The following is a 14,500-nucleotide window of genomic DNA, read 5'->3' on the forward strand; positions in this document are numbered from 1 at the left end:
GGTGTATAAGATGGGAAAATTGATCATTGTGGGTTTAGGACCTGGGGGAGATGAGCACATCACTGTGGCAGGGCTACAGGCGATGAAAAATCATGAGCATGTTTACTTGAGAACGGAAAGACACCCCGTTGTTTCTTATTTGAAGACCGAGGGAATCCGATTTAAAACATTTGATGCCGTATATGAAGAAGTGGAAAGCTTTCAAGGGGTATATGATCAAATCACCAATCAGGTTTTAACCATGATGGAACAGGGAGATGTGGTCTATGCTGTGCCAGGGAATCCCTATGTAGCCGAGACCACGGTGCAACAATTAATTAAAAAATGTGATGAATTACAGCTAGAGCGAAAAGTTTATCCAGCCATGAGCTTTGTAGATGCCATGTTTGTGGCATTGGAGCTGGATCCGGTGGATGGATTTCAACTGGTGGATGGACTGCAATTAGAAGAACAGAGACCTGATCCAAGTCGGGCTAATATCATCACACAGGTCTATGATCCCTTTATTGCTTCAGAGGTAAAATTGAGACTGATGGACTATTATGATGATGAACAGGAAATTTTCGTGGTAAAGGGTGCTGGAATCCCTGGAGTTCAAAGGATTGAGCAGATTCCGTTATATCAGCTTGACCGACTAGATTGGATAGACTATTTAACCAGTGTATTCATTCCGAGGATTGACAGCCCTCAAAAAAAATACTATAATATGAATAATTTAATAGAGATCATGGAAAGATTAAGGGGTAAAGATGGCTGTCCATGGGATGTAGAGCAAACTCATGAAAGTTTGAAGCCTTATTTGATTGAAGAAGCCTATGAAGTGTTAGAGACCATTGATGAAAAAGATGACTTTGGATTAGAAGAAGAACTAGGGGATCTGCTTTTGCAGGTAGTCTTTCACGCTCAGGTTGCCCATGAGAGAGGTGCCTTTCGCATCCAAGATGTCATAGAGGGAATTTGTCAAAAGCTTGTTTTCCGACATCCCCATGTATTTGGAGAAGTAGAGGCTGAAGACAGCACAACGGTTTTGAAAAATTGGGAGGCCCTTAAGAAAGAAGAAAAGCAAATCACCAGTTTATCTCAATCAATGAAGTCAATCCCCAAGGAATTACCTGCCCTGATGAGGGCCTATAAAATCCAAAAGAAGGCCAAGCAAGTTGGATTTGATTGGCCCGATGTTCGAGAGGCTGTTGAGAAGGTACATGAAGAGCTACAGGAACTTTTGGAGGCCAAGGCTGAGGGGGAAGTAGAACACATCCAAGAAGAGTCAGGGGACCTACTCTTTGCCGTTGTGAACGTACTACGATTTTTCAAGGTTGATCCAGAGGTGGCCCTTAACAAAACCAATCAAAAGTTTGTTAAAAGGTTGCATTACATAGAAGAAGCTGCTAAGTCCCAGAAGTTGAATTTAGAGGACATGACCCTTGAAGAAATGGACATTCTATGGGAAAAAGCCAAAAAAAATGAATAATTAGCAAGAATACACAAAAAAGCAGAAGAAAATCCTTAAAAAAGAAGGAATTTCAAATAAAAAAGAGAATATGACTATACGTATTCTAATATACTAAGGAGGTAATATATAATGAACAAAGCAGATTTAGTTGCTAAAATGGCAGAAAAAAGTGAATTAACAAAGAAGGATGCAGAACTGGCTTTAAACTCATTTATGGAATCAGTAGAAGAGGCACTTGTGGATGGTGATAAAGTTCAATTAGTAGGATTTGGAACTTTCGAAGTAAGAGAAAGAAAACCAAGACAAGGTAGAAACCCAAGAAACCCTGAGCAAGTAATCGAAATCCCAGCTTCTAAAGCACCTGTATTCAAAGCTGGTAAGACATTAAAAGAAAAAATTAACGTATAATAAAAATCAGGTCATTGGACCTGATTTTTTATTTTTGGAGGGAAATAAATGCGCTTAGATAAATATCTAAAAATCTCTAGAATTATTAAACGAAGAACTGTGGCCAAGGAAGCCTGTGAAGGTGGTAGGGTATCCATAAATGGAAAAACTGCCAAGCCAGGAACAGAAGTAGCTGTAGGAGATGAGATTGAAATACGCTTTGGAGATAAGGTACTTCGGGCAGAAGTTACACGGTTGGCTGAGCATGTGAAAAAGGATGAGGCCAAAGAAATGTTTCAGATCATTGAAAACAATTAAAGCATTTTCCCCTGGAAACTTTGATTAATTGATTTATATGTATTGTGGCTCGTGGTATAATCAATTTATATAGGTTTTAAAATAGGGGGGGCGGACTGGTGGATGAAAAGGTGTTTAGTCTATTAGAAAAAATGTACATTGAAATGCAGGAAATGAAATCAAGTATGGCCACCAAAGAAGAAATGCAAGAAATAGGATCAACTATGGCCACCAAAGAAGAAATGCAGCAAGGCTTCCGAAAGGTGAATCAAGATATGGCTAGACTGGAAGCCAAGATGGATGAAAACCATAAGGCTCTTTATGATGGGTACAAGCAAAGCATAGAAGGAATTAACGCAATAAATGAACGGGTAGATAGATTAGCTGATAAGGTGGACAACCAAGAGCTTAAACTACAAGTGGTGAAATCAGCAAAATGATGAATAACAAATGGATATAAGGGGACATTCCAAGATAATTGATTGGTGGGATGTCCTCTTATCTATTTAATTTAAGGTATATAAAGCCATCTTTTTCAAATACTAAAAATACTAAATAAAAAGAATCAACAATAATATGAAAAAGGAGGATTTATATGTTGAAGTTTAGAAAAATAAGTATACTGTTCTTTGTAATGATATTGATTGTTGCTTTGATTGGGTGTCGGGCTGCTGAACGACCTGAGGATGACCAGACACCAGATCAGGCGGAAGAGGGAGAACAACCACCGATTCCTGACGAGATTACCAGGGGAGAAGGAGAAGAGCCGGTACTGAAGGTCTATATCCATGAAACTGGAGAGATTAGAGAGATGTCCATAGAAGAGTACCTAATCCCTGTGGTGGCGGGAGAAATGACTAATGACTGGCCTGAAGAAGCCCTAGCAGCCCAAGCTATCTTAGCCAGAACATTCGTGATGGAGTTTATTACCGACAAGGGCGGATCTAAGTATGAAGGAGCCCATGTGTCGACGGATATCGAAGAGGCCCAGGCATGGAGTGAAGAAGAAGTAAATGATTTGGTCACGCAAGCAGTGGAAACCACCCGGGGACAAGTAATGGTCTATGAGGGTCAATATGTTAAGTCTTGGTTCCATGCCCATGCAGGGATGCAAACTGCCACAGCTCAAGAAGGACTAGGATTTGAAGCAGAGGAACCACCCTATATACAAGTAATCGAATCTCCTGATTCCCAAGAAGCACCGGAGGATGATGCCAACTGGACAGAGACATTCACTAAGGCAGAAATTATTGCAGCGGCCCAGGAAAGTGGCCAGGAGCCAGGGGATTTTACCGCAATTGAAGTGGCGGAAACAGGCCCATCCGGGCGGGCAACCCAGCTACAAATTGGAGAAGCAACCGTAGCGGCTCCAGCCTTCCGTATCGCCCTAGATAGCACAAGAATGAAATCCACAAAACTAGAAAGTGTACAAGTAGAGGGAGACCAAGTGACCATGAGTGGCACAGGATATGGCCATGGAGTCGGAATGAGCCAATGGGGAGCCTATCAAATGGCACAGGATGGCAGTAGTGCAGAGGACATTGTGAACCACTATTTCAAAGATGTTCAAATCATGAAGCTTTGGGAGTAATCAGTTCTAATTTCACCACACCCTTCATAACCTTAAAGTAAGATTAGTTATGGGGAAGGGTGAGGTAAATGGAAGAGCGCAAAAAAACAAATCACCGAGGACATAGCTTGATACTAGAAAACAGAGAAAAGCTGAGCATCTCAGGTGTTGAGCATGTCAATAGCTTCAATAGTGAACTCATCGTTGTGGAAACCATTGATGGGGTGTTAACCCTCAAGGGAGAAGACTTAGATGTCAGCAAACTAAGCCTAGATGATGGGAATGCATCGATTCAAGGGAGAATTTACTCCATGATCTACAGCGATCGTTCCAGCCTAGGAACAAAGGGAAGCGGATTACTAAGTAAAATGTTCAAATAGCTATCGATTGAAAAATCGGTAGCTGTTTTTTTTGCATATGTCGTCACAGGACAAAACCCTGAAGAATAGACTATATATAACTAGTTTAATATCTGAGGAAATTGCATAATTATATTTTCTGGAGGGTTGACCATGATGTATTCCATTTCCCAAGAAGCCTATATTTTACTAGCGACGATTTATGGGGGTATATTAATTGGCTTTATTTATGATCTATACCGCATCTTTCGTGGCGTTTTTAAACCCAGTAAAAAAGCAACTGTGATTCAAGATCTGTTATTTTGGACAATGATTTTCTTTGTGTCCTTTTATGTTTTGATCTTTAGTAACCAAGGGGCCTTGCGATTTTATAATTTTTTAGGTTTTGTCATAGGGGCAGTGGGGTATCAATTGTTACTAAGCAATCTTGTTTTAAGGGCATTGGTTTTCATCATTAGAAAGCTTCAGCATTTCTTCAAAGATCTATACCAAATTGCGGTATATCCCTTTCGACTTGGAAAATTTATGTTAGCAGGACCTGTTACCTATTGTAAAAATAAGGGTAAGCCAGTATACTATAAGACAAAGAAGCTTTCCAGGCTTCCCGGTAGAATTAAAAAAGGGATTACCAAAAGTGTAGGTACATACTTTAAGAAGAAGTAGTGGTTGATAAATGAGGAGGAAGTTCCGTGAAACGAAAGAAAAAGCGTTTCAATAAAATGAAAATATACATGTTAGGGATCGTCGTGCTGGTCGGTGGATCTGTCACCACAACCCTTTATGACCAACAAAAAGAGATGAGATACTTAGACCAGAGAGAAGCTGCACTTCATGAAGAAATAGAACGACTGAGTGGCGATGTCCAGCATTTAAGGACTCGCTTAGAAGACAGTGGAACCGACGAATATATTAATGGCATTGCAAGAGAACAATTAAAGATGGTTGGTGAAGATGAAATTATATTTATAGACTTAAATCGAAGTAAGAACTAGTTTGGTAATGCTTTCTTAGAAGAGTTCTATTGAGGCGTTCGTTGTTGTATAGCTGTTTTTACTGCTTGAAAAAGGTCTATACCTTTTTTGAATCATGTGCTATAATATACTTGAAGGAAAAAATGCAATTGTTTGATTTTAAAGGAGGAGTATTAAATCTATGCCGGTACAGGTAGGAACAGTCGTTGAAGGTACAGTTTCAGGGATTACTAACTTTGGAGCATTTATTGACTTAGGTGAAGGACAGACGGGATTAGTACACATCTCTGAGGTCGCAGATGACTACGTAAAAAACATTCGGGATTATTTGAAAGACGATCAAAAAGTGAAAGTGAAAGTGTTGTCAATTGGTAAAGATGGTAAGATTAGCTTATCAATTAAGCAAACCGCACTTCCTAAGAAGAAAAGTGTTAAACCAGCAGAAGTAGATTTTCGTAAAACGGAGTCTAATTACGGTGTGTCTTTTGACGATAAGGTGAGTCGATTCCTAAAAGACAGTGATGAAAAGATGCAATCTGTCAAGTCAAAGGGAAAAGATGGCCGTAAAGGAAACGGATACAATAGCAAAAGAGCTTAATCGTGCATCAGTGCAGAAGGTCAGGGGGAATCCTGGCCTTTTTTGTGTAATCATACATAGAAAAAAGTTTGTAAATACCACAAGAATCGGTGAATCAGTTGATCAAGAAGGATTGTTGTTTGAAAAATTATTCCAAAAACCATTCTCCAAAGGTCTGCATTGATCGTCAAAGAATCCGTATCAAAAAGCCTAAAACACAATATATAGTGGTGGCTGTTTGTCTTAGCTACCATATATTTGATATAATTTGTCAAAACCACCTCAAGGTTTGTCTAACGATTATGATGTTTTATCCAGTATTACTGACAAATCTCTCGGAAAAGCTTTGGTAAACTAACCTTAATCCAAAAGAAAAATAGGAAGGTGATACCATGGCAGACAGAGAAAAGATAACCCCTTATATAAGGGCCACAGTAGAATTAGAAGGACTACAATCAATAACGAAAAGCAGATTTTCAATACCTTATTTATCTAAAAAAATAGTGATATTGCACTTGATCGGGTTTTTATTAGGACGAGCTTCTATTTTAGAAGGACTCACTCCCTTTGGAATTGCTTTTTTTGCAGCGTTGATTGTCAAGGAATCCAAGGGAGCGACAGTGGGACTAAGTACCCTCATTGGTATTATCACCATTCAAGGGATAAGTGGATCAGTTCATTATGGCGTCACCCTGGCCATCATAACCGGGTTGTTCTATTTTGTATTGAATGGGAAAAAGCTCAGTACCATACAGGTGGCATTGATTAGCAGTGGCATATACTTAGGGATTGGAAGCCTGGCATTTACATTTCAAGATTTCTATGTTTATGATTTAGCCATGCTGAGCTTTGAAACAATTGTTGTTTTTGTGGTGATCTACATTGCTTCCTACGCTTTACCAGTGGGACTCCATAGAAGTAATCGAAAGATTTTATCTACGGAAGAGATTATTTGTGTGACCATCATTGCGGCATTGGCACTATCGGGAGTTAATGACATCATGATTATGAGTCTATCCTTAAAAAACATTTTAGGCATTTTATTGACAATATTATTTGCATATAATGGTGGCGCCGGTGTAGGGGCTGCCGTGGGGGTAACCCTAGGGTTAATTACCAGTATGTCCACAGGAAGCACACCGGTTGTCATCGGCGTCTTTGCTTTTTCAGGGCTATTAGCTGGCATATTTAAGGACCTAGGAAAAACAGGAAGTGCCCTTGGGTTTTTAATGGGCAATGCCATCTTAACATTTTACATCAATGGATATTATGAAGTCCTCATTCAGTTTAGGGAGGTTATGGGTGCATTCATCCTATTCATCCTGATGCCCAAGGAGTGGATTGCACAGCTAGAAAAGTTTTGTAACACAAAAAATGGCATTTTAAATACCAGTAGGAGCCATAGCGAGCGGATGAAAAAAATTACCAATGAACGGTTACTAGATTTCTCCAGCACATTTGCAGAGCTGTCGGCGACTTTTGAGAGTATTGCAGAAAAGCAACAAATTTTTGCCCAGGAGGATTTATCAAAGCTCATGGAACGGGCTGTCAACAAAGTGTGTGGCGATTGTGGTATGAAACGAAGCTGCTGGGAGAAAAACTTTAATACCACCTACCAAGCCATGAACGATCTTTTAATACAAATCGAAACAACAGAAGAACTAGATCCTAAGGACCTGCCAAGTGGTCTTCAAAAACGCTGTATTTATCCAAAACAAATTTTAGAGAATATGATCCATGTCTATGAAATCAATCAGGTGAATATGCTTTGGCAAAATCGATTAAGAGAAAGCAGGGACCTTGTAGGGGAACAGATGAAGGGCGTATCTAAGATCATCGGAGAGTTGGCCCAAGAGCTCAATGGCAGCATCAAATTTGATGTAGAGTTAGAGGATGCCATCTATGTAGCCTTAGACCAGCATGGACTTGCGGTGAAAAACATTATGGTGGCCAATGATGAAGGTGGAAACCTGGAAATTACCGTAGAGAAAAGACCCTGCTACAATCGGGAGAGCTGTACCCAAAGCTTTATTCCAGTGATCTCACAGGTGGTGGGTACAAAGCTAGTGAAGCAGCCCAAGAATTGCAACTTGAAAAATGCCCAGGAGGGTTGTCGCTTTACTTTAGTGGAAGCCAGAAAATTTGATGCATCCACTAAGGTGGCAAGGGCCAAGAAGGAAGGAAATACCCTCTGTGGAGATAGTTATACATTCATGGACCTGAGAAACAATCAATACATGATGGCCATCAGTGATGGAATGGGAACAGGAGATAAGGCCTATATTCAATCAAACGCCACCATTTCCATGCTTGAAAAGATGATGGAGGCAGGGTTTGAGCGGGAGATTGCCATTAATACCATCAACTCCATGTTGATGCTCAAATCAACTGAAGAAATGTTTTCTACCATTGATTTAGCCCTATTAGACCTATATAAGGGGACCGTAGACTTTGTCAAGGTAGGCAGTGCCGCCACATTTATTAAGGAACGGGGGGGCAAAATCAAAGAAATTAATTCCTCCACACTCCCCATAGGGATTTTATCCGGGATACAAGTAGAGGGGAATGTAAAAGAGCTGAAGGATGATGAATTCATTATTATGGTATCCGATGGTATTTTAGAAATAGATGAAGCGGGAGACGGAAAATGGTTGAGGCGGTTCCTTGCTAACATCGATACAAGAAACCCCCAGGAGCTAGCAGATAAAATACTCTATCGAGCCATGGAATTTACAAACAATAAGGCACTAGATGATATGACGGTTATGGTGACTAAGGTATGGAAAACAAAATAAAGAACATAAAAAAAGAACATAAAAAAAAGAACATAAAAAGGCAGTGCAACTAATCGAAAATGATTATTTGTACTGCCTTTTTATGTTCTTTTATACAGTTTGATTGAAAAATCCGAAGAATATACCCATAAATGCCACTTGATCACTGGAAGACTTTACAGGTAGCTGATTTTAATAAATGATTAAAAATTAATCATACAATGCTAAAAAATAAGCAGAGACTAAATCCCATGAAGGATTACTTCTGTTGTTTGGGGAGGGGAGAGGTTTTGTCTTTTGCATATTTTTTTGATGCTACAGAAATAAACCCCCAAATTGCACGCTGGTCCTCTACGCTTAACCCTTGATAGCTCTCGATAAGTCGTTGCTCATCTGATGAGAGAGAATAAAACGAGACGGGGCCACTTTCATAAGTGATATCTGATACTTCTATCTGAGGATTGGTGGTCATTTCATTAGAATACTTTCCAGTTAACAACCAATCGATGGAGACCTGAAAAAGTTTCTTAAAGGCAAGTAGCGCATTGGTAGAGGGCATAAATTTATTGTTTTCTAATTCACTGAGATTGCCAATGGACAGTCCAGTCAATTTATTGACATCGGTTAATGTTAAATGATTTGCTTTTCGAGAAAACCGAATACGCTCTCCGATGGAATTCAATCTGTTACCTCCTTTTCTGATAAAAGATAAAATTGTTGACAATATCTTTTAAAAGATATATTATTAAAATGAGATCTCTAACTATGATTAAATCTTAATCAATTTTATTTTATCATAAATTTTGATGAAACGAGAATAGAAAGTTTTTAGGATGGGTGAGGAGAGGGATGGTAAAAAGAAGATTGACAAGACTAGGATCTGCAGTCCATGGTCGACTTGTTCAACTAAATATGACGCAACGAGAACTTGCTAAGGAAATTGGTACATCTGAGGTTTATTTAAGCATGATTTTACGAGGAAGACGCTCAGGCAACAAATACAGAATGAAAATTGTTGAACAATTGGATTTAGATGAGACATTTACGGATACAAACAACCACTGATATGGATAAGTTTCGTAATTAGAAGGGGGAATAGCCGTGGCATTTTACAACGAGGTGGCAGAACTTAAAAAACGAGTTAAGGAGTTAGCAAGCCAGGTAGAAGAAGGGAAGGCAGAAGAGCAGCTTAAAAAAGTGCAGGCCCACAGTCAAGAAGTAGATCAAATACTTAAGGAATATATGATGAAGAATAAGGCAAATGGATAAACCAATCGAAATACAGATTGGTAAAAAACTTCAGGTTTCAGACATAAGAAAACCCAGCAACCACAGCGTATGATGATACGTAAAGGTGCTGGGTTTTGAAGTAACCAAGACAATGATCATTTTTTAAAAGCTTGAGTCAATTACCTTAGTTTTTTAGTGAGTACGATACATGAGTTGTGATAATAAAAAGGGTAAAGCTATGATATAATGGATAATAGTAGTAATAACCATAATTATAAATAAACTCATCACATTATTCTTAAAGTAAATAATCATACAACCGAAAGGCAGGAGACAAAATGAAAAATATCATCAAGCTCATGAAAATGAAAAAGCCAACGATCGTCCTGGTATTTTTGATCGCCCTATTAACCACATCCGCTGTATATGCACAGCCTGCATCAGACTATGAAATGGAATTGATTCGACACTACATTAGAGGAAGCTACGTAGAACCAATAGACCTTGATGAAATCACAGGACAGACACCAGAGGAGATGTTCTCTGGACTAGATGACTACAGTACGTATTTTCCCAAGGAAGATCTAGAAATGTTTTTAGAGGATGTCAGAGGAGAGTTTGCTGGCATTGGTGTTTACATTACAGAACAAATGGGGAAGGTCATTATTGCTGAGCCCATTGAAAACTCTCCTGCCCAAAGAGCAGGAATCCAACCTGGAGATGAGATCCTATCTGTGGATGGTGAGGATGTAAAGGGACGCCCCCTAGATGTAGTGGCTGCCATGGTAAAGGGACCAGAAGGAACCCAGGTGAAGATCGAGGTGAAGCGCCAGGGACAGGAAGACACCATTATCTTTTCCATGGATAGGGCCTTTATTACGGTGAACCCTGTGGCACATCAGGTGATAGAGGATATTGGTTATATAGAGATAAAAAGTTTTAATGAGCATATGACGGAAAATATTGAAAAGGTTCTGATGGGTTTTAAAGAACAGAATGTAGATAAACTTATTATTGACCTTCGAAATAATCCAGGAGGATCCTTAGACGAAGCGGTGAAACTCAGTAGATTGCTGTTACCTAAGGGACCGATTGTACACATTCAGTATCGAGATCATCAAACAACAGTTGTCTCTTATTTAGAGGAGCCACCCTTTGAAAACATGGTTGTTTTAATTAATGAAGCCAGTGCCAGTGCCTCTGAAATTTTTGCAGTGGCAGCAAAGGAGTCAGGGATTGCCACGCTTATTGGTAAAACCACATTTGGAAAAGGGTCCGTACAAAGAGTGTACACCCTGCCAACTGGAACCGGCTTTAAATTAACTGAGGCACGTTACCTAAGCCCTGAAGAAAATGAGATTGACAATGTAGGGGTTGCACCCCATATAGAAGTAGAGCGCTTTGTTCCAGATGTGTTAACCGTGGACTTCTTACCATTGAAAATGACAAGAAAGCCACAAATCGGTGATGAAGGCTCAGATGTTGAGGGAGCCCAGCAGAGATTAAAGGCCATGGGCTATACCATTAAAGACCCTCAAGGGGTAATGGGAGAAAGTACCTACCAAGCCATTTACCAATTTCAAGAGGATGCAGGACTCTATCCCTATGGCATATTGGATTTTAGCACCCAAGGGGCATTAGATCGTCTATTTAACCAATGGATCCAGGGGCCAGATCAGGATGAACAACTAAAGCATGCGGTACGACATTTCAGCGGATATAGCATGTTTGTAGTTAAGTAAATGTGAATATACAAAAAAGATAAGAGCCCTAATTAAGAGGCTCTTATCTTTTTATATTAAAATCCGGTTTTAAAATTTTTGTTGACACACTATTTTTTCAGCTGTACCGAAAGTGCATTATGAATTAACACAGCCACATCTCCGCGGGTGACCACATGATTTGCATCATGGGAAATGTTCTTGGTCAAATTAAGACCCTCTGCTTGCTGTAAATAGTTTTCAGGCCATTGCCCCAGCTTCACTGCATCATCCTTGTATCCCAATAGTGAAACAAGAACGCTTAGGGTTTCGGCATAGGTAATGTTTCCTTCAGGTCGGAATGTTTGATTAGGATATCCACTCATCAAACTTTCATCCACCGCAATGTTAATGTAGCCTGAGCCCCAAAAGTCACTGGGGACATCGGAAAAAGGCGTTTTGCCCATTCTGGATTCATGCTGATGAGACAACCCAACTATTTTAACAGCTAGGGTGGTGAATTCCGCCCGGGTGATGCTATTTCCTAAACGTAGTGTCCCATCTTCATATCCAGAATAAATCCCCAGTCCCCTTAAGGTGTCTCCAGCTTTTTGTTCTAATGGACTAGCTGTGGCACTGACCAAGCCAACGTGTAAAAATAAGATGAGGACCAGTACCAAAGTAAGCTTTTTCTTCATGTTTTTCCCTCCATCACCAACATTTCGTTGGATTCTTTGATGACTCTATTATATCAGAGCAAGGCGGGGGACGACATTAAGGTTCCATTACAAAATATGACGAAATATGACAAAATATTTCATTGTAAATTTGAAGCTCTACCACAGCACATCCTACAGCAAATCGATTGTTGATAGGTTTCGATCAAACACCTTGGGGTGTACATCGACGTTCCAAAATCGCTTGATATAGCTGACAGCCTGTTGGACAAATGCGTGGAACTCATCACCCTCACTTTCTTCAACAGCACGCCAGGAATTTTCCTGTTGAGCAAAATCCCCCGCCAGTCTTAAATCAAAGGCATCTAAATCCCTTTCGGAAAGAGAAAAGTCAAAGGAGAACACCTCACCACCAAATGAAAACCTAGAATAGTGACGATTCAAATAAGCCTCTATTTCAGTTAATAAATCATAGGAGCGAATATGGCCCTGCTCAAAGCTAAAGCGTAGGGCTGTTTCATCTCTGGATTCATCGATTATCCTACCATTTACACCAATCTCTCCATACAAGCTTTCAATTTCTCGTTGAAGGTCGAATAGATAGTCCATCTTATCCTCTAATTCCCATTCATAGAATCTAGATTGAGTAAAGTAAATATTCAAATCGATGTCTCTTCGAGTAGAGATAGCTTCATATCTGAAAGTCACCTCAAGGGAGCGTCTGTTGTATCGTCTTAGACTTCGTTGGAGTTCTCGCTCTAAGCGTTCTGCATCCACTGACTCTGTGGTTGAGGTGTCATAGTCAGCAAAATCAAAGTCAAGATAATCCTCATCACTTTCGAAGAAAACATAAAAGGAATCATCGGAGTCATCAGCAGAGCTTCGGATAGAGCCTACCAATATAGCGTCAGGGTCATATAGATCTTGGATGACATCCCACATGTCACTGACTAAATCCAGTAAAATATAATGGTTGTTACGATCAAAAAGGCGTGAGTCTTCTTCACTTATTCGAATTCGAAGACGATATTCATGATCCCGGTACTCAGTAAAGTGGATACGCAATTCCATTCCATCATAATCTGAAAAATAATCCCTTAAGTAAGCTTCCATTCGAGTCACAGATGAAATCTGACGATGGGGGTACAGGCGGTCTCGACTTCTTCGTAATTCTTGTTCTAGGGAGACAATCTCCTTTAAGACATTGTCGATACTATCTTGCTTTTGACCTAATTGGTTAGGCTGAAAGGGAACGTCACCCCATAAGAAGTTGTCGTTAAAAATATCAAGCTGATGCGCTGTTTCATCATAAGAAAACGAAAAATAAAAACTATCGGCTAAATCCACTAAAGGAAGATAAATTTCATTATTAATCTGATATACTTCTCCCCTTAAGGGAAGTCGCTGTCCATCAAGGCGAACTTCTAAATTTTGCACCCAAATTGCTAAAGGCTGATGACGAATACTTTTCTCAGAACTTCCCTGCTTCTTTTCATCAGCATAAGCGGCTTCATGAAGGTGAAGACGCCTTACTCTAGAATCGTCATAAATAAAATCAAAATCAATCCATCTTTGACTGCTCTCAAAATCGACATAAGAGGTGTGGTCAATGGTATAATCAGAACGATCATCCCGAATCCAACCTTCTACTTGGGCATAGGGATCATGAAGATCTCTTACGGAATAGAGCATATCTTCAACCCAGTACTCAATTCTTCTCTTAGCCACTTCTCTAAAATCCTGACGGTCTTCATAAGGGAAGGTGATCTGCAATCGATAGTAGTCGCCGGTACCACGGCGAAGGCGTATCGTCATTGGAATTTCTAACAACTGATCATATCTATCCTGTAGATAGTCTTCCATTTCAGCAAGGGTTGTAATCCTTTGGTGTGGAGTGAATTCTCGATTGTTCAATTGTGTTTCAAGTTGTTTTTGTTCTTGATTCAATTTTGCTAATAAATAATTTCGTTGTAATAACGTTACACTATACTCTTCTTCGGTCCGGTAGTTAGTAAATCCACCGGTTAATAAATCAATATACCCACTTCCTTGGTTATAGTCGATTTCCATAGGCAGATAGGTGGACAGGGACTCTAAGGGTACATAGAGCAGTCCACTATAAAAGAAAGGGTCTTCCTCTAGTCTAATAAAATCATTGTTAATGGTAATGTCCATATCATGGAACTCCCCAACAATACTTCGACTATAGCCCGATGGTAGAGCTGAAGCTGATGAAGATAGCAATAAAATACATAATAATAAAATGAAAATAATCCGTTGAATACGCAAAATGTATGGCCTCCTTTTGTGAAATAGATAAAGTTCCTATAAATAGTATATCGGACAAAAGCAAAAAAAACTAAAGAAAACCACAATAATTTCTAGTACCATTGTTTCGTTTTGGTTACAATTCCGTCGAAAAAAGAAAAAAGATGTCATTTATGCTATAATTATCATAAATAAATACCAAAATATTCTACTGAATTTGTCTTGAATAAGCCTCAT

16 protein-coding genes are annotated in these 14,500 nt (G+C 39.5%); 13 read left to right on the forward strand and 3 right to left on the reverse strand.

The window, feature by feature from the left end; genetic code table 11:
* Positions 1-10: 10 nt before the first annotated feature.
* The 10 genes from yabN (at position 11) to spoIIE (ending at position 8,409) form a co-directional block, all read left to right on the forward strand.
* On the forward strand, positions 11-1,471 hold the full coding sequence (gene yabN, locus AMET_RS00890; RefSeq protein WP_011971310.1) for a bifunctional methyltransferase/pyrophosphohydrolase YabN: 1,461 nt from the start codon (positions 11-13) through the stop codon (positions 1,469-1,471).
* Between the two features lie 111 nt (positions 1,472-1,582).
* Positions 1,583-1,861, forward strand: a complete 279-nt coding sequence (locus AMET_RS00895; RefSeq protein ID WP_011971311.1) for an HU family DNA-binding protein — start codon at positions 1,583-1,585, stop codon at positions 1,859-1,861.
* A 48-nt stretch (positions 1,862-1,909) separates the two neighbouring features.
* Positions 1,910-2,158 carry an RNA-binding S4 domain-containing protein gene (locus AMET_RS00900; protein ID WP_011971312.1) on the forward strand — a complete coding sequence of 83 codons (249 nt, stop codon included), beginning with the start codon at positions 1,910-1,912 and terminating at the stop codon, positions 2,156-2,158.
* A gap of 98 nt (positions 2,159-2,256) precedes the next feature.
* Positions 2,257-2,577, forward strand: coding sequence for a hypothetical protein (locus AMET_RS00905; RefSeq protein WP_011971313.1), 321 nt, complete (start codon positions 2,257-2,259; stop codon positions 2,575-2,577).
* Between the two features lie 155 nt (positions 2,578-2,732).
* Entirely contained in the window at positions 2,733-3,728 is a 996-nt protein-coding gene (locus AMET_RS00910) for a SpoIID/LytB domain-containing protein (protein WP_011971314.1), read from the forward strand.
* A 68-nt stretch (positions 3,729-3,796) separates the two neighbouring features.
* On the forward strand, positions 3,797-4,087 hold the full coding sequence (gene yabP / locus AMET_RS00915) for a sporulation protein YabP (protein WP_011971315.1): 291 nt from the start codon (positions 3,797-3,799) through the stop codon (positions 4,085-4,087).
* 132 nt (positions 4,088-4,219) lie between these two features.
* Positions 4,220-4,729, forward strand: coding sequence for a spore cortex biosynthesis protein YabQ (yabQ, locus tag AMET_RS00920; RefSeq protein ID WP_011971316.1), 510 nt, complete (start codon positions 4,220-4,222; stop codon positions 4,727-4,729).
* 26 nt (positions 4,730-4,755) lie between these two features.
* On the forward strand, positions 4,756-5,058 hold the full coding sequence (locus AMET_RS00925) for an FtsB family cell division protein (protein ID WP_011971317.1): 303 nt from the start codon (positions 4,756-4,758) through the stop codon (positions 5,056-5,058).
* Between the two features lie 160 nt (positions 5,059-5,218).
* Positions 5,219-5,635 (forward strand): S1 RNA-binding domain-containing protein, encoded by a 417-nt coding sequence (locus tag AMET_RS00930; RefSeq protein ID WP_011971318.1) that lies wholly within the window; start codon positions 5,219-5,221, stop codon positions 5,633-5,635.
* A 371-nt stretch (positions 5,636-6,006) separates the two neighbouring features.
* Complete coding sequence (gene spoIIE, locus AMET_RS00935; protein ID WP_011971319.1) at positions 6,007-8,409, forward strand: stage II sporulation protein E; 2,403 nt, start codon at positions 6,007-6,009, stop codon at positions 8,407-8,409.
* Between the two features lie 238 nt (positions 8,410-8,647).
* On the opposite strand, the gene AMET_RS00940 is transcribed toward spoIIE, so the two are convergent.
* Positions 8,648-9,070 carry a helix-turn-helix domain-containing protein gene (locus AMET_RS00940; protein WP_011971320.1) on the reverse strand — a complete coding sequence of 141 codons (423 nt, stop codon included), beginning with the start codon at positions 9,068-9,070 and terminating at the stop codon, positions 8,648-8,650.
* A gap of 167 nt (positions 9,071-9,237) precedes the next feature.
* On the opposite strand from AMET_RS00940, the gene AMET_RS00945 reads away from it, so the two are divergent.
* The 3 genes from AMET_RS00945 to AMET_RS00950 all read left to right on the forward strand — a co-directional run bounded on the left by AMET_RS00945 (position 9,238) and on the right by AMET_RS00950 (position 11,360).
* Positions 9,238-9,453, forward strand: a complete 216-nt coding sequence (locus tag AMET_RS00945; protein WP_041720192.1) for a helix-turn-helix domain-containing protein — start codon at positions 9,238-9,240, stop codon at positions 9,451-9,453.
* Between the two features lie 36 nt (positions 9,454-9,489).
* Positions 9,490-9,657 (forward strand): hypothetical protein, encoded by a 168-nt coding sequence (locus tag AMET_RS25450; RefSeq protein ID WP_011971322.1) that lies wholly within the window; start codon positions 9,490-9,492, stop codon positions 9,655-9,657.
* Positions 9,658-9,956: 299 nt separating this feature from the next.
* Positions 9,957-11,360 (forward strand): S41 family peptidase, encoded by a 1,404-nt coding sequence (locus tag AMET_RS00950; protein ID WP_011971323.1) that lies wholly within the window; start codon positions 9,957-9,959, stop codon positions 11,358-11,360.
* An 89-nt stretch (positions 11,361-11,449) separates the two neighbouring features.
* Here the strand turns inward: AMET_RS00950 and AMET_RS00955 are convergent, their stop codons facing one another.
* Complete coding sequence (locus AMET_RS00955) at positions 11,450-12,016, reverse strand: S-layer homology domain-containing protein (RefSeq protein ID WP_011971324.1); 567 nt, start codon at positions 12,014-12,016, stop codon at positions 11,450-11,452.
* Positions 12,017-12,169: 153 nt separating this feature from the next.
* Positions 12,170-14,284 carry a hypothetical protein gene (locus AMET_RS00960; protein WP_011971325.1) on the reverse strand — a complete coding sequence of 705 codons (2,115 nt, stop codon included), beginning with the start codon at positions 14,282-14,284 and terminating at the stop codon, positions 12,170-12,172.
* Between the last annotated feature and the right edge of the window lie 216 nt (positions 14,285-14,500).

This window comes from Alkaliphilus metalliredigens QYMF, from assembly GCF_000016985.1.
In the GTDB taxonomy this organism is placed as follows: domain Bacteria; phylum Bacillota; class Clostridia; order Peptostreptococcales; family Natronincolaceae; genus Alkaliphilus_A; species Alkaliphilus_A metalliredigens.

Excerpts from the sequence above, each read along its gene's own strand:
- yabP (WP_011971315.1), top strand. The coding sequence starts at position 3,797 with ATGGAAGAGCGCAAAAAAACAAATCACCGAGGACATAGCTTGATACTA.
- AMET_RS00950 (WP_011971323.1), top strand. The coding sequence starts at position 9,957 with ATGAAAAATATCATCAAGCTCATGAAAATGAAAAAGCCAACGATCGTC.
- AMET_RS00910 (WP_011971314.1), top strand. The coding sequence starts at position 2,733 with ATGTTGAAGTTTAGAAAAATAAGTATACTGTTCTTTGTAATGATATTG.
- spoIIE (WP_011971319.1), top strand. The coding sequence starts at position 6,007 with ATGGCAGACAGAGAAAAGATAACCCCTTATATAAGGGCCACAGTAGAA.
- AMET_RS00930 (WP_011971318.1), top strand. The coding sequence starts at position 5,219 with ATGCCGGTACAGGTAGGAACAGTCGTTGAAGGTACAGTTTCAGGGATT.
- yabN (WP_011971310.1), top strand. The coding sequence starts at position 11 with ATGGGAAAATTGATCATTGTGGGTTTAGGACCTGGGGGAGATGAGCAC.
- AMET_RS00895 (WP_011971311.1), top strand. The coding sequence starts at position 1,583 with ATGAACAAAGCAGATTTAGTTGCTAAAATGGCAGAAAAAAGTGAATTA.
- AMET_RS00945 (WP_041720192.1), top strand. The coding sequence starts at position 9,238 with ATGGTAAAAAGAAGATTGACAAGACTAGGATCTGCAGTCCATGGTCGA.
- AMET_RS00955 (WP_011971324.1), bottom strand. The coding sequence starts at position 12,016 with ATGAAGAAAAAGCTTACTTTGGTACTGGTCCTCATCTTATTTTTACAC.
- yabQ (WP_011971316.1), top strand. The coding sequence starts at position 4,220 with ATGATGTATTCCATTTCCCAAGAAGCCTATATTTTACTAGCGACGATT.
- AMET_RS00900 (WP_011971312.1), top strand. The coding sequence starts at position 1,910 with ATGCGCTTAGATAAATATCTAAAAATCTCTAGAATTATTAAACGAAGA.